The 19,912-nt window shown below is 63.6% G+C and carries 17 protein-coding genes; 7 read left to right on the top strand and 10 right to left on the bottom strand.

Going from position 1 to position 19,912, the window contains the following annotated elements; translation table 11 throughout:
• Positions 1–28: 28 nt before the first annotated feature.
• From nadC to BM400_RS06065, 7 genes are read left to right on the top strand one after another with little or no spacing between them, the layout of a single operon-like run.
• On the top strand, positions 29–910 hold the full coding sequence (gene nadC, locus BM400_RS06095; protein ID WP_089841549.1) for a carboxylating nicotinate-nucleotide diphosphorylase: 882 nt from the start codon (positions 29–31) through the stop codon (positions 908–910).
• The gene (locus tag BM400_RS06090; RefSeq protein WP_089837584.1) at positions 900–1,667 is read left to right on the top strand and encodes a biotin--[acetyl-CoA-carboxylase] ligase; all 768 of its coding nucleotides are present in this window, start codon (positions 900–902) and stop codon (positions 1,665–1,667) included. The genes nadC and BM400_RS06090 overlap by 11 nt, the downstream gene beginning before the upstream one ends.
• Before the next feature lie 17 nt (positions 1,668–1,684).
• Positions 1,685–2,515, top strand: coding sequence for a type III pantothenate kinase (locus BM400_RS06085; protein ID WP_089837582.1), 831 nt, complete (start codon positions 1,685–1,687; stop codon positions 2,513–2,515).
• 2 nt (positions 2,516–2,517) lie between these two features.
• Positions 2,518–3,222: a hypothetical protein gene (locus BM400_RS06080; RefSeq protein WP_089837580.1), complete on the top strand. Its 705-nt coding sequence runs from the start codon at positions 2,518–2,520 to the stop codon at positions 3,220–3,222.
• Entirely contained in the window at positions 3,219–4,436 is a 1,218-nt protein-coding gene (locus BM400_RS06075) for a class I SAM-dependent RNA methyltransferase (RefSeq protein WP_089837578.1), read from the top strand. The genes BM400_RS06080 and BM400_RS06075 overlap by 4 nt, the downstream gene beginning before the upstream one ends.
• Before the next feature lie 36 nt (positions 4,437–4,472).
• Entirely contained in the window at positions 4,473–7,151 is a 2,679-nt protein-coding gene (locus BM400_RS06070) for a ComEC/Rec2 family competence protein (protein ID WP_089837576.1), read from the top strand.
• 20 nt (positions 7,152–7,171) lie between these two features.
• The gene (locus BM400_RS06065) at positions 7,172–7,453 is read left to right on the top strand and encodes a hypothetical protein (protein WP_245781713.1); all 282 of its coding nucleotides are present in this window, start codon (positions 7,172–7,174) and stop codon (positions 7,451–7,453) included.
• Here BM400_RS06065 and bla read toward each other — a convergent pair whose 3' ends face one another.
• The 10 genes from bla to BM400_RS06015 all read right to left on the bottom strand — a co-directional run bounded on the left by bla (position 7,454) and on the right by BM400_RS06015 (position 19,735).
• On the bottom strand, positions 7,454–8,335 hold the full coding sequence (gene bla, locus BM400_RS06060; RefSeq protein WP_089837572.1) for a class A beta-lactamase: 882 nt from the start codon (positions 8,333–8,335) through the stop codon (positions 7,454–7,456).
• Between the two features lie 34 nt (positions 8,336–8,369).
• Complete coding sequence (locus BM400_RS06055) at positions 8,370–9,902, bottom strand: ATP-binding protein (RefSeq protein WP_089837570.1); 1,533 nt, start codon at positions 9,900–9,902, stop codon at positions 8,370–8,372.
• Positions 9,899–11,713 (bottom strand): ATP-binding response regulator, encoded by a 1,815-nt coding sequence (locus tag BM400_RS06050; protein WP_175528891.1) that lies wholly within the window; start codon positions 11,711–11,713, stop codon positions 9,899–9,901. The genes BM400_RS06055 and BM400_RS06050 overlap by 4 nt, the downstream gene beginning before the upstream one ends.
• On the bottom strand, positions 11,706–12,803 hold the full coding sequence (locus BM400_RS06045) for a SpoIIE family protein phosphatase (RefSeq protein WP_089837566.1): 1,098 nt from the start codon (positions 12,801–12,803) through the stop codon (positions 11,706–11,708). The genes BM400_RS06050 and BM400_RS06045 overlap by 8 nt, the downstream gene beginning before the upstream one ends.
• On the bottom strand, positions 12,791–13,225 hold the full coding sequence (locus tag BM400_RS06040) for an anti-sigma regulatory factor (RefSeq protein WP_245781712.1): 435 nt from the start codon (positions 13,223–13,225) through the stop codon (positions 12,791–12,793). Before BM400_RS06040 ends, BM400_RS06045 begins: the two co-directional genes overlap by 13 nt.
• Positions 13,209–13,628: an STAS domain-containing protein gene (locus BM400_RS06035; protein WP_089837564.1), complete on the bottom strand. Its 420-nt coding sequence runs from the start codon at positions 13,626–13,628 to the stop codon at positions 13,209–13,211. The genes BM400_RS06040 and BM400_RS06035 overlap by 17 nt, the downstream gene beginning before the upstream one ends.
• 24 nt (positions 13,629–13,652) lie before the next feature.
• Positions 13,653–14,510 carry an STAS domain-containing protein gene (locus BM400_RS06030; RefSeq protein ID WP_089837562.1) on the bottom strand — a complete coding sequence of 286 codons (858 nt, stop codon included), beginning with the start codon at positions 14,508–14,510 and terminating at the stop codon, positions 13,653–13,655.
• Between the two features lie 92 nt (positions 14,511–14,602).
• Entirely contained in the window at positions 14,603–17,800 is a 3,198-nt protein-coding gene (locus BM400_RS06025; RefSeq protein WP_141223821.1) for an Ig-like domain repeat protein, read from the bottom strand.
• A gap of 25 nt (positions 17,801–17,825) precedes the next feature.
• On the bottom strand, positions 17,826–19,400 hold the full coding sequence (gene xrtJ, locus BM400_RS06020; protein WP_281245508.1) for an exosortase J: 1,575 nt from the start codon (positions 19,398–19,400) through the stop codon (positions 17,826–17,828).
• 143 nt (positions 19,401–19,543) lie between these two features.
• Positions 19,544–19,735 (bottom strand): PExPT-CTERM protein, encoded by a 192-nt coding sequence (locus tag BM400_RS06015; protein WP_089837558.1) that lies wholly within the window; start codon positions 19,733–19,735, stop codon positions 19,544–19,546.
• Positions 19,736–19,912 lie beyond the last annotated feature (177 nt).

Genomic DNA, 19,912 nt, shown 5'->3' with positions numbered 1-19,912 from the left:
GGATGCAGCCGGGTTTAGGATGGACGGCATGGATTGGAAAAGTAAACGCGTGCGCGCGACGCTCGAGGCCGCTCTCGTCGAAGACCGGGCAACACAGGATGTGACTACGCAGTTGACGATTCCCAGAGGGCTGCGGGCCACGGGAACTATTGTCGCCAACCAACCGTGCATTATTGCGGGGCTAGGCTCGGTACAGGCGTTTCTGGAGATCTACGGGAAGCTGGTGGATTCGGACTCGCGGTTTGAGGTGGTGAACCACCCGGAGATCTTCGATGGGGTTCGGGTGAAAAAGGGCCAGACCCTCGCGGTGATCCGCCATCATGCGGACGCGATCCTATCCTGCGAGCGCGTGATGCTGAACCTGCTGCAGCGCATGTGCGGGATTGCCACGGTGACGAACGAGTTTGTGAAAGCCGTGTCCGGGACGCAGTGCAAGATCGTCGATACGCGACGGACGGCCCCGGGACTGCGCCTGCTCGACAAGTACGCGGTGCTCTGCGGCGGCGGGTTGAGCCACCGCAACGACCTGCGCGATGGCATCCTGATCAAGGCCAACCACATCGCGTTGGGCGGCGGTTTGACGGCGGCCTACGAGAAGGCCGAGAAGGGCAAGAAGCCAGGGCAGAGGCCGGAGGTCGAGGTCGCCAACCAGGAGGAGCTCGATGAGGCTCTCGCGGCAGGGGCGCAGGCGATCATTCTTGAAGGCATGACGGTGGCTGCGGTGAAGAAGTCGGTGAAGCAGATTCGCGAGACCCGCGCGAATATCGAGATTGAGGCAGGCGGGCAGATGACGCTTGAGAATGTACTGAGCTATGCGCAGGCCGGGGTGGACTTCGTCTCGGTGGGCGCGCTGACGCAGTCGACGGCGGCGGCGGACCTGTCGATGCGAGTGACCGCGAATGTCTTTTAGCTGGATCGAGGCAGGCGCGGGGACTCGGTTCTCGGGCAAGATCACGCATCTGGCGACGACGGGCTCGACCAATACGCTGGCACTTGAGGCTGCGCAGGCCGGAGCCCTGGAGGGTTCCGTGTGGGTGGCCGACGAGCAGACCGCGGGCCGTGGGCGTGGGGGCCATGGGTGGCATTCGGCGGCAGGCGATGGGCTGTATGTGAGTGTTCTGCTGCGGCCGAAGATGGCTCTGGGCAAGGCGTTGTGGCTCTCGCTGGCGACGGGACTGGCGGTGCAGGCCGCCGTGTATGAGACCACCGGGCAGCTGCCGGATATCCGCTGGCCGAACGACATGATTTTGAACGGAAAGAAGTTCGGCGGCATTCTGGCCGAGACCTCGGCGGCAGGCGATACGCTGCGTTTTGCGGTCATCGGGATCGGTTTGAATGTGCAGCATGCGGCGTTTCCGGAGGAACTGCGTTCGATCGCCACGTCGCTGCGGATCGAAACCGGGCAGGAGTGGTCGCGGGAGAGTCTGCTGGATGCGCTGCTGCGGGCTCTGGAGCGGGAGGTCGTTCTGCTGGAGACTGAGCCCGGGACTCTGCTGGATCGCTTCGCCGAGGCCTCGAGCTGGGTGCGGGGCAAGCCGGTCAGAGTCGGCGAAGAGGATAGCTATACTGGGATTACGGCAGGTTTGGACGCGCGTGGCTTTCTGCGCGTGCTGGCGGACGACGGATCGTTACGCACCGTGCTGTCAGGCGGGGTACGGCCAAGGTGACGGAGAGGGAAACACGGATGCTGCTCGCGATCGACGCAGGCAATACCAATACGGTGCTGGGGCTGTTTCGGCTTGCCACGGAGGACGCTCCGGCAGAGCTGGTCGCGGACTGGCGGATTACCACGCCGCTGGGGCAGACGTCGGATGAGATCGGCGTGACGCTGCGCAGCTTGTTCATCTCGGTGGGCCATGATTTGAACCAGGTGGACGGGATTGCTATTTCGTCCGTTGTGCCTCCGCTGGATTCCACGCTGCGCCGAGTGTGCGAGATCTTCTTCAAGGTAAAGCCGCTGTTCATTGAGCCCGGGGTAAAGACCGGACTGCCGGTGCTGACGGATAATCCCGCCGAGGTTGGCGCGGACCGCATCGTGAACTGCGTGGCCGCGTTTGAAAAGTACGGCGGACCGACGATTGTGGTGGATATGGGCACGGCGACGTCGTTCGACGTCGTCTCGAAGAAGGGTGAGTTTCTGGGCGGGGCGATCGCCCCCGGGCTTGGAATTTCTGCCGATGCCCTGTTTCAGCGGGCGGCGCGGCTGCCTCGGATCGATGTGAAGAAGCCGGCCAAGGTGATTGGTACAGGCACCGTCGACAATATCCAGATCGGGCTTTATTACGGTTACATCGGGCTGGTGGACGGCATTCTGAAGAGGATGATCGGGGAACTGGGGCCGGAGACCAAGACGGTGGCAACGGGCGGATTGTCGAAGCTGATCGCGCCGGGGTCAGAGTACCTGAGCGAGATCGACGAGATGCTGACGCTGAACGGTCTAAGGCTGATCTACGAGAAGAACCGGGATAAGCATCGGGACCGGCGCGGAGCTGCGGCACCGGCGATACGGTCTTAGGTTTGCTGAATTATTTCAATTACTTCACGGAGATCGAGCAGAGGTTTCAGCAGAGGCGTGGGTCGCTGCTGATGCTTTCCACGCTCGACTGGGCGCTGATTGAGACGTGGCGCGATGGCGGATTGCCGCTCGAAGCCGTGCTGCGCGGGATCGACGAGGCCTTCGACAAGTACGATGCGAAGAAGGCTCAGGCCGGCGGCAAGGTGCGGAAGGTGAACGGGCTGGCCTGGTGTTCGCAGGCGGTGATGGAGGCGGTCGAGAAGGGCCAGGAGGCCGCGACCGGCATCGCTGTGGCCGGCGCCGTCGAGGCGGCGGAGAGCGGCTTCGAGGAAGATCGCGTCGCTGCGTTTTTGAAGGAAAATGCCGGGAAGCTGCGGGCTGCCGGGCTGCCGGGAGTTGCCGCGGACGTAGCCGGGGAGTGCGCTGGACGGCTGGAGGCGCTGGCTGCGGGTTCAGCGGGAGCGCTTGAAGAGCTGGACCGCACGCTGACGGTGCTGGAAGAGAAGCTGTTTGGTGCGTTGCAGATGGCGGCACCCGAGGACGAGCTGGTTCGGCTGAAGGAACAGGCGACCCGCGAGCTGGCTCCGTACCGGGGCAAGATGCAGGCGGTGCAGATCAAGCAGGTGCAGCAGCAGTTTTTGCAGAAGCGGTTGTTTGAAGCCTATAAGTTGCCCAGGCTGAGTCTGTTCTACATGGGGCACGGATGAAGACACACATCAGCGGCGCGGAGTATGGAGGAGCCTTCCACGCGGAGGCCAACACGCAGATGCGGTTCGTGCTTCCGGGCGAGCTGGTCGAGACGGATCCATTCACGATTCTGAAGCCGTCGGGGGCGCGCGTAGCGGCACGGTGTCCGCACTTCGGCGCGTGTGGCGGATGCGACTACCAGCACGCGGCGTATCCGGAGCAGGTGCAGATCAAGCTGGATATCCTGCGGGGGATGATGACGGCTGCCGGGGTGGACGAGCTACCGGAGATTTCGGTCGAGACGGCAGAGCCCTGGGAGTATCGCAACCGGATTCGGCTGCGGGTGCAGGTCGTCGATGGCGTGATGCGATTTGGGTACAACCAGCGTGGGACACGGGAGTTTCTGCCCATTGCCGTTTGCCCGATTGCGTCGCCGCTTCTTGTGCGCGCGGCGGAGGCCCTGGTGGTGCTGGAATCGCCGTGGCTGGCTTCGATTGCCGAAGTTGAGTTCTTTGCGTCGGAAGATGCGTTACAGATGTCGGTCTTCACGCGTGATGGCCGCACCGAGGGCTTTGCGGCGTTCTGCGAAGCCTTACAGGTTTTGGTTCCCGCGTTGACCGGGGCCGGCGTCATGGCGGCCTCGGCGGGCTTTGGCGCGAAGGAACGGGCGACGTGGGGTTCCGCTGGGCTGGTGCAGGAGGTGCTCGGGCGGCGGTACTGGGTGACGCGGGGTGGGTTCTTCCAGGTGAACCGTCTGCTTGTGCCGCGGATGGTGGAGCTGGTGACGGCCGGGAGGTCCGGGGAGCTGGCCTGGGATCTCTATGCGGGCGTCGGTCTGTTTTCGCGGGCGCTCGTCGAGACCTTCGAGAACGTTGTGGGTGTTGAGGCGGGTGAGCCTGCTGCGTTGGATCTGGCACGGAAGCAGAAGAAGGTCAAAGACATTCAGGCGATCCAGATGGAGACGGTCGAGTTTCTGCGGCGCGCCGTTCCGCAGCGGGAGAGGCCGGACCTGATCGTCATGGATCCACCGCGGGCCGGGCTGGGTGCGGAGGTGTGCACGTTCCTGGGGCGGATTGGCGCGCGGGAGATGGTGTACGTGTCGTGCGATCCATCGACGTTGGCGCGGGATTTGAAGATGCTGGTAGACTCCGGCTACCGTCTCGAGCAGGTGCGGCTGGTGGACATGTTTCCGCAGACGTTTCATCTGGAGACGGTGGTCTTTCTTTCGAAATAGGGATAGCTGGTCAGCTTTAAGTGCAGAGTGTGGCTGATGCGGAGAGCGGAACCGAAGGCGGAGCTATGGCCCGCGCGCGGAGTGGAACGGCTGGCCTTTCGGCGGCTGCCTGTTCTGTGGGCAGCGGGGTGGTTCTGCGCGGGTGTGGGGATGGCGCGGTTTTCGTCGCAGCCGGTCGCGGTTTGGATCATTGCGCTGGTGCTCCTGGGTGGGTTGTTGGCGGTCCGGGTGCAGACGGCATGGGTGAGGCTGGTGCCTCTGGCGGGGCTCTGGGTGGTGGTGGGTTTTGCGTGTGCGGCGACGCAGCCTGCGCCTTCGCAACAGAGAGAGCTGCGAGCTTTCGCCGACAATGTGAGCCGCGAGGTGCGAGGGGAGGTCGTCCGGGTGCGGCGGCTGGAGGCGGAAGAGGGCGAAGCGGATGGTGTGTCCATCGATGTTGCGGTGGAAGCCGTCGAGGAGGACACGCCGGAGACGATTCGGATGGTACCGGTGACGGGTGGGGCTCGACTGACGGTTGTTGGGGGCGCTCCGGCGCTGCGCTGCGGGGATTGGGTGGATGCGCCGGTGCGGATGAGGGTTCCGGAGCAGTATCGGGACCCCGGCGCATGGCAGTACGGCGATGCCCTGCTGGAACAAGGGATTGGGGCTCATGGAACGGTGCGGGGGGAAAAGTTGGCGCCGGTGGGGGGACGCTCCGGGGGGTGGCGATGCAGGCTCTATGCGGCGCAGAGCTGGGCTTCGGGGCGGATGCGGGAGTATGCCGGCTCGGCGGCGAACCTGCGGCTGCCGCGCGCGATGCGGATGGACGCCGCCGACGCCGGGATGATCGACGCGATGCTCTTTGGGGACCGCGCCGGGCTCCGCCATGAGCTGCGGCTGGGATTTGAGCGGACGGGCTCGTTTCACCTCTTCGTCGTCTCGGGGATGCATGTGGCCCTGATCGCGTTTGGGCTGTTCTGGCTGGCGCGGCGCGTGCGGATGCCGGAGTGGGCGGCGACGTGCTCGACGATCGCGCTGACGGCGGCGTACGCGATGCTGACGGGATTTGGGGTGCCGGTGCAGAGGGCGCTCTGGATGTCGTCGCTGTTCCTGGTGGCGCGTCTGCTGGATCGTGAGCGGAACTCGCTGAACGCGCTTGGCGTGGCGGTGCTGGTGGTTTTGGTGTGGTCGCCTTCGGCGCTGTTTGAGGCGAGCTTTGAGATGACGTTCCTGGCGATTGTGGCGGTCGCGGGGATTGCCGGACCGCTGGGAGAGCGGAGCTTTCTGCCGTATGCACGGGCGGCCCGGCGGCTGGGAGAGGTGTGGCTGGATGTGCGGTACGAGCCGAAGCTGGCGCAGTTTCGTGTCATGCTGCGCCTCGCCGGCGAGCCTGTTGCGCGGATCTTCGGCAGGTGGGCGGGAGGGTGGGCGGCGGCGCTGGTTCGGATGATGCTGTGGGGAGCGGAGCTCGGGCTGGTTGCGGTGGTGGTGGAGGCGGTGATGGCTGCGCCCATGGCGGTCTACTTTCACCGGGCCGTCGCGCTGGGGCTGCCGGCGAATGTGGTGAGCGTCCCGGTGATCGCGCTGCTGATGCCGCTTGCGCTGGCGACGTTTCTGGCTTCACTGGTGAGTGCGTGGCTGGCGATGGTTCCGGGGGCGGCGACTGGGCTCCTTCTGCATGGAGTGACGTGGTTCATCGGGCATGTGTCGCGGTCACGGCTGGGCGATGTGCGGGTTGCGGAGCCTATCTGGTGGGTGCTGGCGGGGGCGCTGGCTGGTGTTGCCTTCTGCTGCTGGGCGGCTCGACGGCCGGGGTGGGGATGGGCAGCGGTGGCGATGCTTCCCGTGGTCGTGGCTCTGGTGATCTGGCCGGAGAGGCCCGTGTCCGCTCCGGGCATGCTAGAGGTGACCGCGCTGGATGTCGGGCAGGGGGATTCCCTGCTGGTGACCGGACCGGGGGGCGCGTCAATGCTGGTCGATGCCGGTGGGCCGGTGGGTGGGCTGGGGCCGGTGCTGGCGATGCGGGCGACGGGGTTCGACGTGGGGGAGGAGGTCGTGGCGCCGTATCTCTGGTCGCGCCGGATCCGCAGACTGGACGTTGTCGCGCTCACGCATGAACACAGCGACCACATGGGTGGGATGCCGGCGGTGCTCCGCGACTTTCGACCGCGGGAGCTTTGGGTTGGGCTGGATGTGCCCTCTTCCGCCTATGCCGCGCTGCTGACGGAGGCCGCTTCGCTGGGGGTGCGGGTGCGGCGTATGAGGGCTGGAGATCGCGTGGATTGGGACGGTGTAGCCGTCTCGGTGCTCTCTCCGGCGGTGGGCTATGGAAACGGAGGCCCGCCGAAGAATGACGACTCGCTGGTGATGCGGATGCAGTTCGGCAAGGCGTCGGTGCTACTGGAGGGGGATGCGGAGAGGAAGTCGGAAGCGGCGATGGTCGCGGCTGGAGCCGGGGGGCCGGTGACGTTGCTGAAGGTGGGGCACCATGGCAGCGCGACCTCCTCGACGGAGGAGTTTCTGGCGGCAACCGCTCCCCGGGAGGCGGTGATCTCGGTGGGGCGGGAGAACACCTTCGGGCACCCGCGCGGGGATGTCGTGGCACGTTTCGCGGCGCGGGGTACGAGGCTGTACCGCACGGATATGTTTGGGCTTACGACGTTTCTGCTGGACCGGGAGGGAGGCTTACGCGTGGCTGACACTGGGAAAGTTCCGGGTTTTGATCTATACCGGTAGAAGAAGCGTTCGGAGGTTCCATGGACCTGCAGGAGAACGATGCGCCAAGGGCAGAGACAGGAATGTCGACGATGGAGCAGGCCGAGGAGGCTCGGCTGTTACGGCGTCTGCAGATGATGATGGGGATGGTGATGCAGACCATCGCCCAGGATGGCTCGCTGACCATCGACGAGGCTTCGCAGATGGTGGCGGATGCGAAGACGGCAGCGCTGGCCATGTTTCCAGGCAAGGAGCTGGCCTACGAACTGATCTGGCGGCCACGCTTTCAACGGCTGATGCGCGAACGTTTCCGGCTGATGTAACTACTTCGGTGCGATGGCCGCCTCGTAGACCGCTTTGGCGATGGCGGCGATCGTCGCCTCCCGATCCTTCTGGCTGTCGGTCGAGTTGGTCAGGAAGACCGCCAAGGCAAGCGTACGGCCATCCGGAAGCGTGATCAAAGCGATATCGTTCATCGCATAGGTGACACCGATGACCGTATCCGAGGTGCCGGATTTGTGGCGGACGACGGTGTCGGCGGGCAGCCCGGCCTTGATGCGTCCGGTGCCATTTCCCGGGCCCTGCATGAAGCTGAAGAGAAGCTGCGTATGCTCCGGCGTGAGAGGCGAGTTGTCGGCCAGCAAGCGGAGGAACGACACGGCTGCGCGGGGCGTGAACCAGTTGCGAAATTGAAACTGCGCATCGGTATGGAGTGAGTATTCGGTGTCTTCGATGTGGAAGCCCTGGATGCCGAGGGTGTCCATGTACTTCTGCAACGCCGCGGTGCCACCCAGCAGACGCAGCAGCGTATCGGCGGCGGCATTGTCGGAGAGATAGACGGAGAGGCGGATGAGTTCGCGGAGGGGCACGTCGACGTTCGCGTCCGGATACTTGTCCTGCAAGGGGCTGTACGAGCCTGGCTGGATGCGGTCCGACGGTAGAAAGCGAATGGGCTGGTCGAGCGTGAAGTTGCCCTGTTCCACAAGATGGAGCATGGCGACGCCGAGCGGAAGCTTGAAGACCGACTGCATGGGCGGGTGGCCGTCGGGGTTGAGGTCGCAGTTCAGCGTCGAGTTCGGCAGGGCGCAGGCGACTGAGACGGTCTCGTTGGCGCTCGCCGCGATCTTCGCGAGCTTTTGCTGCAGGGTTTGGGCAGGCAGAGTGGTGGCGAGGGCTAGAACGGCGATGAGGGTGGCGACACGCATACTCTCAGGTTAGATGATCACAGCGAGATCGGGGCTACTCGATGGCCTGGGAATCGTGTGGGAGCGTGACCTCGAAGGTGGTCATGGGGTTGGCGTCGCCCGGCGCTGGATTGATCGCTTCAATGGTGCCGCCGTGCTTGCGGACGATTGATTCCGAGACCCACAGGCCAAGCCCTGTGCCGGTGCCGTCTTTGGTCGAGAAGAAGGGCTCGAAGATGTGCGGGAGGACATCGGCCGGGATTCCGGAGCCGATGTTCTGGACGCGGAACCAGACTTCTCCGGTGGGGAGTGTGCCTGTCGAGACCCGGAGCGTGCCGTCTTCCGGCGCGGCGTCGTAGGCGTTGACGAGCAGATTCGACACGACCTGGCGGATCTCCCCTTTGACGGCGGTGACCGTCACCTCCGGAGCAAAATCCCGCTCAATCCGGATGCGTTTGGCGGTAAAGCGCTTGAGGTAAATGCGGAGGGTGTCGTCGATGCTCTCGTTCAGGTCGAAGAGAGTCGGGCCGGTGAGTTCGCGGTAGAAGCCGAGGGACTGGCGTGCGATGTGGGTCAGGCGCGAGAGCTCGGAGAGCCCCTCGGCGGCGTATGCCTTGATGGTGGGCGGCGTCTCTTCGCTGGTCTCGATGAGGAACATGAGGTTCGTCAGGGCTTCGAGCGGGTTGTTGATCTCGTGGGCGATCGCGGCGGAGAGGCGTCCGGCGGCGGCCAGTTTCTCACTCTGAACGAGCGCGGCCTGCGCGTTCTGCTGCGCAGTGTAGAGCGTCGAATTCTGGAGCGCGAGGGCGGCCCGGCTGGCGATGTCCTCTGCGGGCGCGATGCTCTCCTGCGTGTAGAAGCGACGTGTACCGTCGATGGTGAACAGCAGCGCGCCAAGGTGTTTGCGGCCTACATGCAGCGGAACGATGAGGGTGCTGGGATCGACCAGGCGGGGAACGGCGGTCTCGGCCACCTTCTCCGCCTGCGCCAACAGGATCGTGGCGGCATCGGGTGGTGTGATGACCGCGCGATGAGCGCCACTGGAGTGGCCTAAGGTTTGCGGGCGCAGGTAGACAGTGCAGTGATCGCAGAGGCGCGGGCAGAAGATCGTCTCAATGGTGCGAACGGTCTGTCGATGGTCCAGCGAAGCGGCGAGCGAGGCGCTGACCTCAGCCTGGAAGCGCAGGGTGCGCTCAAACTGGTGGGCGCGGATGAGCGAGTTGACCAGCGCAAGCAGCTCGCTGGGGTGAACCGGCTGCGCGACATACGCGTCGGCTCCGGCAGAAAGACCGGAGGCGCGCAGAATGGGGTCGGCGAAGGAGGCGGAGATCTGCAGCACGGGGATGCCGGTCGTAACGGGATCGGCCTTCATCCGTCGGCAGACGTCGTATCCGGACATGTCCGGCAGACGCACATCGAGGATGCAGGCGAGGAGGTTATCGTGAGCGGCAAGCTGGCGGAACGCCTCGGCTCCCGAGGCAGCTTCGATGACGGTGAAGCCGGCACCCTCGAGGATGCGGCGCATGGCGTAGCGCTGCTCTTCGGTGTCGTCGACGTAGAGAAGCTTGCGGGCTCGCTCCTGGATCACGAATTGACCGGCCCTTCATGCATATTGCTTAAGCCTACCTGAAGAAGAGCGCGTTCAATCTGCTGACGCTGCTCATCCTGGTCCTGTTGGTTGCTATCGGTATCCCCGAGGCGCTTCGAGATGACCTGGATGCCCAGGCTTTCGAGTTCGCTGTACTCCGACGGGGTGATGGTGCGGGCGGTCAGCAGGACGATGGGAAGCTGCTGATTGGCGGTCTGCTCGCGGATGCGGTGCAGCACGTCGAAGCCGCGCGGGCCAGCGGTCACGAAGTCGAGGAACAGGATCGCCGGGCGGCTGCGCGTAATCGCCTGCAGGCACTCGGCGATCGTCGTGGCCTCATAGATGGGGGCAGTGGTGAGCGTGGACAGGCGACGGCGCAGAAGGTAGCGGGCGACCTCATCGTCGTCGGCCATCAGGATATGGACGGAAGCTGCGCGCCTGTTGGAATCGGACCCCTTGCGCTCCGCCGGCTGCGCGGGAAGGGTCAGGTAGAAGGTAGATCCCACCCCCGGCGTGGAGGTGAAGTGGATGCTGCCGCCCAGGACCTCGGCCAGCGACCGGGAGAGCGGGAGTCCCAGGCCGCTGCCCTTGTGACGGTTCTGCATGGCGCTCTCGACCTGGCCCCACTCCTGCATGACCAGTTCATGGTGCTCCGGTGCGATGCCGATGCCGGTATCCGCCACCGAGAAGACGATGTTGTCCTCCACGCGCTCGGCCTTGACCACCACGCGTCCCTCTGAGGTGTACTTCAACGCGTTGGAGATGAAGTTGCGCAGAATCTGCGCGAGTTTGCCCTCGTCGGTGTGGACGACGAGGGAGTGGGCGTCCGGGCCCTCCGGCAGTACGACGACAAGATCCACCCCAGGATTCGTGATGAAGGAGCGGAACATGCCGCGCAGGCCCGCGAGGGTGTCATGAACATTGACGTCGCTGAGCTTGACCGAGGTCTTACCGGCCTCGATCTTAGCCATGTCGAGCAGGTCGTTGACCATGTCGGAGAGCGTCTGGGCCGAGCGCAGGATGAAGCCGACCTGTTTCTCCTGCTCCGCGTTCAGTTCGCCATCCACGCGGTGTAGAAGAAGGCGCGAGAGCGACACGATGGAGTTCAGGGGAGTGCGTAACTCATGCGTGACGCCAGAGAGGAAGCGCGTCTTCATCTCCGAGGCATGCTGGACCGCCAGCGATTTGTCTTCGAGTTCCGCGTAGAGAACCAGCACCCCCCGGTTCGTCTCCTCCAGCTCCTGGTTCAGGTGTGTCAGTTCGGATTCGCGGAGGCGAAGGTCGGCCAGCAGGGTCATCAACTCGTGATTCTGGTCGGCCATAGCGGCTCTGCTGTCAGAGTGCCTCTGCGGCAGGCGTTCGACCAGCTCCGCGTCTGAGGGAATGCGCCCCTTGTTTTCCGGGATGCGCTTGATCAACGTCGCAACGGTTCCCTGGGGAGAGGTCTTCAGGTCGAAGGAGTCCAGCAGACGCCGCGCGCCCATAATGCCTAGTCCCATGCCCGATGCAGAGGTGTACGTCCCGTCGTAGATCGACTCCAGCGCGTCGATTCCCTTCCCCTTGTCGGAGATGACGATGCGAAGCTGCGGCTGGGGAGACCGATCGACAAAAAACTCGGCTCGACCGCCACCGGCGTACTCGTAAGCGTTGCGCGCGATCTCGGAGACCGCAGTGGCGATGCGGGTCTGGTCCTGGTTTTCGAAGCCGAGGAGAGCGGCAATCTGCTTGGCACGCTGGCGCGAGAGGACAAAGTCCGATTCCCCGATCAGACGAACGGTCAGAAGCGCGTTTTGTGGAGAAGAATTAGGCAAGTCGGGCAACCAGCACGGTGGCGTCATCCCTTCCGCGCCATGCCTCTCGATAGATGGCCCCAGCGATGGTGGCGGATGCCTGACGGTCGAGACCAGTCGCATTTTGCAGCTTCCAGCTGGTGTGAATGCCGTCCGAATGCAGAATGAGCAGCGATCCCGGAAGGTAATTCTCCGTAAACTCCTGCACGCGCTGCATCTGGTGCCCCAGCGTGCCGTTGTGCGAGAGCATGGTGCGGGTTGCGCCGTTGGGCGCGGAGAGCACCATGCTGATATTGCCCACACCGCAGAACACAATCTGGCGCGTGGCATGGTCGATCCGGATCAGTGCTATCGCCGCGCCGCGCGTCGCGCGCATCAGCGGATGCATGTGGGTGAGGAGCTCTGCGGGAGAGAGAGCCGCCCTGGATCGCTCCATAGACCGCAGAAAGAGATTCACCGCCAGCGTCGAGGCATCGTGCGCATGGGGGCCATGCCCAAGTCCGTCCGCCATCAGATAGTAGGTGCTCTCCGCCGTCTGGAACGACGCCCAGGAGTCTCCGCCGACAGTCTCGCCCGGCAGCGCTGAGGAGAGAACCGCTGCCGTGGTCGTCCCAACCGGCTTCTCCGGACCGACTAAGGCGGCGACTACCGTGCCGCGCGCCGCATCCGGTTCGATCGAGGAGAAGATATCGAAGCTCCGTGAAAGCCGCTTCACCGCCCCCAGGCCAAGCCCAGGCGTTCCGGAGGTCGAGAAGCCGTCCGTCATGGCACGCAAGATGCTGGAGATGCCGACGCCGGAGTCCACTGCCACGATCTGCACGGCAGTACCCTCGATATCCGAAGAGATAAACAGCTCGCCCGGTCGTTGAATACGCCGGAGCGGAACGCCTCCCTGCGAGGTGACAGTGCGCCCATGAAGAAAGATGTTGCGGGCCAGTTCCACGGCCACAATCTCAGCGCGCGAGAGTGTGGCCTCATCCAGACGCAGTTCACGTCCGGCCTCAAGCACGGCCCGGCGCGCCACGGGAATTTGCGAAGAGTCCTCGATGGGGATGACGACCGCCGTGCGGATGGGCTGGGGATTCGCTCCAGTGTGCTCTATCGGCTCCATTTCGTAATTGATACCGTAGTCCCTTCACTCGGCTTGGAGACGATCTTGAAGTCGTCCATGAGACGGCGCGTTCCTCCCAGTCCGAGGCCCATGCCCCCTCCCGTGGTAAACCCATCCGAGAGTGCCCGGTCGATGTCGGGGATACCGGGACCTTTGTCGATGAAGGTCAGGCGCAGGCCGGATTTGGCCTCGCTGACCGGCTCGATGAACACCTCACCACCCTTGCCGTAGATCAGCGTGTTGCGGGCGATCTCGCTGGCCGCCGTGACCAGCTTGGTCTGGTCGACGAGGCCGAACTTGAGTTGGAGTGCCGCCTGCCGGACGGCGGTGCGAACCAGAACGATATCCTCCGGGGTTTGAATCGGCAGATTGCCAGAAACCACAGGATTCCCCATGCGGGGGAGTTCATACATTTGCGTCATGCGGCTCCTCCCCCTGGTCGTCTTCCTCAACCACCGCGAAGCTGCTTGCGTCGATCTCGCGCCGCAGAATCTCCATGCCGCGCTCGACGGTCAGGGCGGTGCGGATGCCAGGCAGCGAAAGCCCAAGCTCCACCAGCGTGATCGCCACGGCGGGACGCATCCCGGTCACCACGGTCTGCGCGTCCAGAATGCGCGACATCGACGCGATGTTGCCCAGCATGCGCCCGATGAACGAGTCCACCACATCCAGCGCCGAAATATCGATCAAGACGCCCCGGGAGCCATAGGTGATGATGCGCTCCGTCAGGTCCTCCTGGAGATTCAGCGCCAGACGGTCATGCATGTCCACCTGCACCGTGATGAGGAGAAAATCTCCCATACGCAGAATTGGAATGTGTTCCATAGGAGGTCTCCTTTCCCTGCGGGTCTACTTCTGTTGGGTGCGCTTGATGAGTGCGTGACCGGAGCGAACGAGCGCCATCTTGAAGGCGTCCGCCAGAGTCGCCTTGGTGGCAACATCGCCGAGATCGACTCCGAGATGCACGATGGTCTGCGCGATCTGCGGGCGGATGCCGGAGATAATGCACTCTGCCCCCATCAGGCGGGCAGCGGTAATGGTCTTCAGCAGATGCTGCGCCGTCAGCGTGTCTACGGTGGGTACACCGGTGATGTCGATGATGGCTACCTCAGCCCCTGTCTCGACGATGCGCTCCAGCAGCGACTCCATGATGGTCTGGGTCCGGGAACTGTCGAGTGTGCCGATGATGGGGAGGGCAAGCACACCATCCCAGAGCTTGACCACCGGCGTTGAAAGTTCGAGCATCTCGTGCTGCTGGCGCTGGATGACTGTCTCACGCATCTTCAGATGGGCCTCGGTGACGAAGAGACCAAGACGATCCAGAAGCAGAGTCGCCGACCAGATCTCCTCGATCTGCGTGTTCGCATCCGCGATGGAGGAGCGGATCAAGGCGAATAGCACCTGCTTGAACGAGAACACGAACATCGCCGTGTCCGTTGGGCTCAGCCCGACCTGCGCCCGCACAGCGGTAATGCCGTCGAGAAAACGGCGAAGATCGCGAAAGCCCGGTGCGTCGAAGTCACCGACCGAACTGGTGGTTATGGCCTGCTGCAACAGTTGGATAAACTCGTGCGACTGCGCGCGCAACTCCGACTCGGAGATGACCGCGCTGATGTTCCCCTTTCCTTTCTGCTCGGCCAGCCAGTTTTCCAGCAGTTCAGACTCGTATTTACGAAGAAGACTCGGCAGTTCGACGGTAGATGACATGTGGCCCCTTATAACAATCGGCTCTTGAAGATGAGTGTTTATAACACGATGACAGATGGGCAAACCGCCCGAAGGTCCACATTTCGGCGGAGTTACGGCGCCTGGGCCGGACCGATCGTGGGCGACTTCGTGGGAGCAGCCAGGCCGAGATACCGTATCACGTTGTTACTGTTGAAGTTCGCGACCCAGATGTTCCCGGAGGCATCGACCGCAATGGAGAAGTTGCCCTCAATCGGGCCATCGGGAGCGAAGCCGCTGGAGGGTGAAAGGACAGCGCCCGGCGTGCTGGTCTGCGATCCGGCCAGTTCGCTGATTCCGATGGCGTGGAAGTTGGCGATCCAAACATTGCCAATCCCGTCAATCGCAACCGCCTGCGGACGGAAGATGCCGCCGCCGGTATAGGTCGACGAGATGACGGCACCGGCGCTCGATACCTGGCTGATGGTGTTGCCCAGATAGTTGGTCACCCAGATGTAGCCGCGCTGATCGATGGCAAGCCCCGACGCCGAGTCGCAGCACTTCACCACCAAGGGATTTGTGCCATCGGGGTTGATACGGGTGATGGTGTAGTCGCTTTGGTTGGTGGTCCAGACGTTGTGGTTTGCATCGATCGCCAGCGCAGTCGGAAACGAAGTCGACGCGCTCTGGTAGCCGCTTGGTCCGGAGAGCCCCGCACCGGTGGCGGAGAGGTGGGTCAGCGTGGAGTTGCCGTAGTCCGCGACCCAGACGCTGCCGTCTGTGTCGACCGCGGTGTAGACGGGATAGGCCATGCCGTTGCCGCTGAAGTTGGCGGTGGTGGCACCATCGGCGGAGATCTTCGTGACGGATCCGCTGAAGACATCGTTGGGGATCCAGGCGTTGTTCGCCTGGTCCACAGCGAGTCCATATGAGGCGCTGAGTCCCGGTCCGGTGACACCCGTCGCGAAGACCGGAGCGCCCAGCGCCGTGAACTGCGAAGCGACGACGCCGTAGTAGTTTGCGACCCAGACGTTGCCGTTGGTCATGATGCCCAGCGTGCTGGAGCCGCTGAGGCCACCGCCGGAGAGCACACTGAAGAGCGTCCAGTCGGGCGGCGTCGAGGTCAGGGCCGGGGTGTACGCGGTGCTGTTGCGCGAAAGCACATAAAGCGCCGATGGATTCGCCGCGGGGTGCTGCACGATGGACATGGCCGCGTCGAGCGTATTGGTCGGAGAACCGCCTGCGGCCGAGAAAAACTGGAGGCATGCTGCGTTCGAGACCGCGCAGGTGTTCAGCAGGTTCGCGAGCGAGTTGATGCGGGCCGTCACCGAGCTGGCGTTGGCCGGATAGGTCGTTCCGGGGCTGGCTCCAGTTGTCGTGTTCACCAGACTGGCCGCGATGAGAAACGCGTTGGCAAGGCCGGTCGTATTGGTTGCGGTGGCACCGATCTGTCCGCCGGCAGCCAGGAACTGCGCCAGTGGCCAGGCGGCCGCGACCGTTGTGACCTCGTTCAGCGTGACGCTTGTGGGAACGGCGTTGCAGGAGCCAAGCGCAGAGAGGAACGCAAAGGGGGCGTTCGTGGCCGTGGCGGTCGTACCGCCGGTTGCAACGAGATAGACCTGTGTCGTCGCCACCGGGCAGCTATATCCGGAAGGGATCGTGAACGAACCCGAGGAGTCCGTGAGGATCGCCGATGCGATCAGGTTGCCAGCTGCGATGCCGTTGCCGGTCGTTCCCGCAGCATAGAACTGAACGCTCGCTCCGCTGACGGGCGCGCCGCCTGCCAGCACCTTACCCGTAATGCTCGGGCCGGAGTAGGTGCCAGTGATGGGCGTACTGCTCGCCTTGGAGATCGTGATCGCGACGGCATTCGACGTCCTGGCCGTATAGCTCGCATCCCCCGCGTAGGCCGCCGTCACGAAATGCACACCCGCACTTAAGGTAGAGAGCGTGAGGGTCGCGACACCCGAGCTGAGGGCACCGGTGCCAATTGTCGTGCCCCCATCCACGAAGGTGACGGAGCCCGGTGCCGTGGAAGGCGTGAGGGTCGCCGTAAAGGTGACGTTCGTGCCCGCGACGGCGGTCGTTGCATTCGCGGTCAGGACAAGCGTCGTGGGGTTGATGGTGACCGTGACCGAAACCGCAGAAGAGGTGCTGGTCGCGTAGTTTGTGTCGCCACCGTAGACCGCGGTGACGCTGTGGGAACCGTTCGCGAGCGTCGAAACGGAAAGGCTCGCATTCCCTGAGGCGAGCGTGCTCGTCCCAAGCGGGGTTGAGCCATCGTAGAAGGTGACCGAACCCGTCGCGGACGAGGGTGCCAGCGTTGCCGTAAAGATGACCGCCGTGCCTGAGAAGGCGGTCGGCGACGAGACAGAGAGCGAAGTGGTGGTGGCAAGCGCGGTTCCGGTGATGGTCAGCGCGTTGGACGTGCTGCCCGCGTAGATGCCGGCGCCAGCGTACTTCGCAGTCAGCGTGTGGTCGCCCACGGAGAGCGTCGAGATCGGAAGGGTCGCGACCCCGCCGGTCAGCGTCCCCGTTCCAAGCACCGTGGTGCCATCGTAGAAGGTAACCGTCCCCGTCGCGGCCGATGGGCTGACCGTCGCCGTTAGCGTAATCGAAGAGCCGAGCGGAGTCGTCGCGGAGGAGGACCGAAGGACCGTCGTCGTAGGCACTGCGGACACGGTCACCGTAATCGTTGCAGAGCTGCTCCCCGCGTAAGGGGTCGCACCTCCATAGACAGCCGTCACGGCGTGCGTCCCCAATGCGAGCGATGTGGTTGAGAACGTCGCACCCCCCGCAGTCAGCGTCCCCGTGCCGAGGAGGTTGACACCATCGTAGAAGGTGACCGTGCCCGACGCGGCGGATGGACTGACCGTCGCGGTAAAGCTAACCGCTGAGCCAACCATCGCGGTGGTCGACGAGACAGAGAGCGTGGTGCTTGTCAGGATGGTAGAAACCACGATGGAGGTCGCGGTGGAGGTACTCCCGTTGTACGTCGATCCCGATCCCGAGTAGGTCGCAGTGATGGAGTGAGAACCGACGGCAAGACTCGAGGTCGAGAACGTCGCAACTCCGGCGCTCAGGTTCCCGGTACCGAGCGTCGTCGTGCCGTCATAGAACGTGACGTTACCGGTGGCGGCGGATGGACTGACTGTCGCCGTGAAGGTAACGGACGTCCCGCTTGCAACTGTCGTGGCGCTACTGGTCAGGGTCGTGGTGGTGTTCGTCGGGGGGGTAACCACGATGCTGCCAGCCCCTCCGCCGCAACCAGCAAGAAACGCCGCACTGAGCAGCAGGAAGGAGAGGACGGGGATAGCGCTGAGAATCTTCACGGAGCTAGAGAATAGCAAACCGGGGTTACTGACGATACGGCTGGGTGAAGACGGCGAGGTCGGTATAAGCGATAAAACTCCGCAGGGATTCGGTCAGCTTCTGCCGCGCGACATCCGGCGCGGTGGTCGTATCGAGCGTCTCGGCACGGAGCAGGATGGGAATGGGACGCTGCGGACTGCGGTTCAAGAACGCACCCGGGTCCGGCTTGCTGTACACAAAGCCGAAGTGCGGCAGCGCGCTCGAAAACTCACCGCAGGCGGTTCCGTTGCACAGCGTCGTAGCCTCGAGGTACTGGGTGGCGCCGTCGTTGAAGAAAGAGCCGCTGAAGGCAATGGGGGAACCCGCGCTCGGCAGCGTCAACTGACCGTGCCAGAGGGGATCTTCGCCGCGCGCCGTGTGGCAGATGAGCGTATCGTGCGGACCAAGGATGGGCGAAACGGCGATCTGAATCCGCACTCCGCCGGCATCCGGGGTGTACTCGCCCCACTGATAGAGAATCACGCCACCGCTCAGGGTATCGGCCCACGTGCGGGTCAACTGGTAGTTGCCCACCCGCGCCGGGAACGACGCCGGCGTCGCGTCCGTGATGGATGCCGGAACAGGTGCCATCATCGCGCGTGCCAGAGGAATCCCCATGAAGACGATGAGGACGGCGACCGCTGCCGCACGCAGGTAGAAGCTGCGCGGCGTCGTCGTGAAGGGGGCGCCGGCTGCAGGCGGAAGCGTCAGCGACGTGACCCGACCGGCCCGCCGCATCGCGAGCAGGAGAAGCATCGTCCCAATGAGGAAGAGGGCTCCGCCGATGTAGTAATCCGCCATCTCGCCATGGTTCTGGAGGCGCGGAAAATGCAGCGCGATGATGTAGTAAATGACCAGCGTGCATAGACGGACGAAGTTGAACAGGTATCCAAGCAGAACCGCCGCGGCAACCATCAGGACGTGCGGCAGCAGGCGGAAACGGTAGAGATACCCCGCAACCAGCGAGATCAGCCCCATCGTGACCGCGCCGCGGATGCCGTTGCAGCCCGGCGCGATGAACATGCCGAACTCCGGCGTAAACATCAGGCTGAGTTGGTCGGGCGTCAGCGGCTGCCCAAGCGCGATCGCGAAGGCCCGCGCCACATGCGCGGAGGCATGCTGCAACGGCAGGTCGACCAGCACGTTGAAGACGTGCGGAACAGGGTTCACAAGCCAAAGCAGAAAAAGAGGGAATAGTGAGGCGCGGTAGAGTTTGGTGCCGCCGAACAGGAGGACCATCGCAGAGCCGTAGGCGAAGGCCACCATGGCATGGGGAGGAATTACGACGGACCACTGCGGCGAAAAGACAAAGATCAGAATCGTACTCTGGCGCACCAGTACCGTCGCAGCCGTGACAACCAGCAGCACAAGCCCCCACCAGGTGCCCTCAAGCTCCCAGCCAAGGGATCTCCAGACACGCAGGATGAGGAGGAAGCTGACTAGCGGCACGACCATGCCGATGGACTTGAGTGCATCTCCCAGCCAAAGGTCACGAAGAGCCATGACCGTCGACCAGACGCAGACAATGCCTGAAAGAGCAAGAAAAGATGCTATCCCCGCGGCCTGGAACGGGGATAGCACAGGTTTGATGGCTCTCCGGGTAAGGGAGTCCGACGCGGACATGGTGGACATACGAAATCCGTTCAATATCTTCCGTGCGGTGAAGCCAGATCGAAACTACGTCGCCGCAATATTCCTGGCCGATTCATTGCGGCAGAACGAAGTTACTTGTTCTTGGAAGCGCGATAAGCACGGAAACGGTCGCGAGCGGAGATTGCCGCCGCACCGGCCGAGCCAACGAGGGCGAGAATGATGGTTGGATTTTCAGGCGACTGGACACACCCACCCTGAGCATGCAGAGGAAGCGAAACGCACAGAAGCAGGGCTGAGAGGAGCAGGAGATAGGACTTCTTCATTCGGGCCTCATGGTCTTAAAAGATTCGGAGCTAAGTCTTGCTGAGCCGGGGGACATTCGTGCGTACCGGAGAAGCGGTTCTTTTTCATCCCACACCTGAAACACTCAGATGCTCGGGAACCCCGCTTCAGCCTATAGAGCAAATTTACACCGTCTAAGGTGAAATTGGGGAAAGAAA

This window comes from Granulicella pectinivorans, from assembly GCF_900114625.1.
Lineage (GTDB): Bacteria > Acidobacteriota > Terriglobia > Terriglobales > Acidobacteriaceae > Edaphobacter > Edaphobacter pectinivorans.
This window is presented reverse-complemented; position numbering and strand designations above follow the sequence as displayed.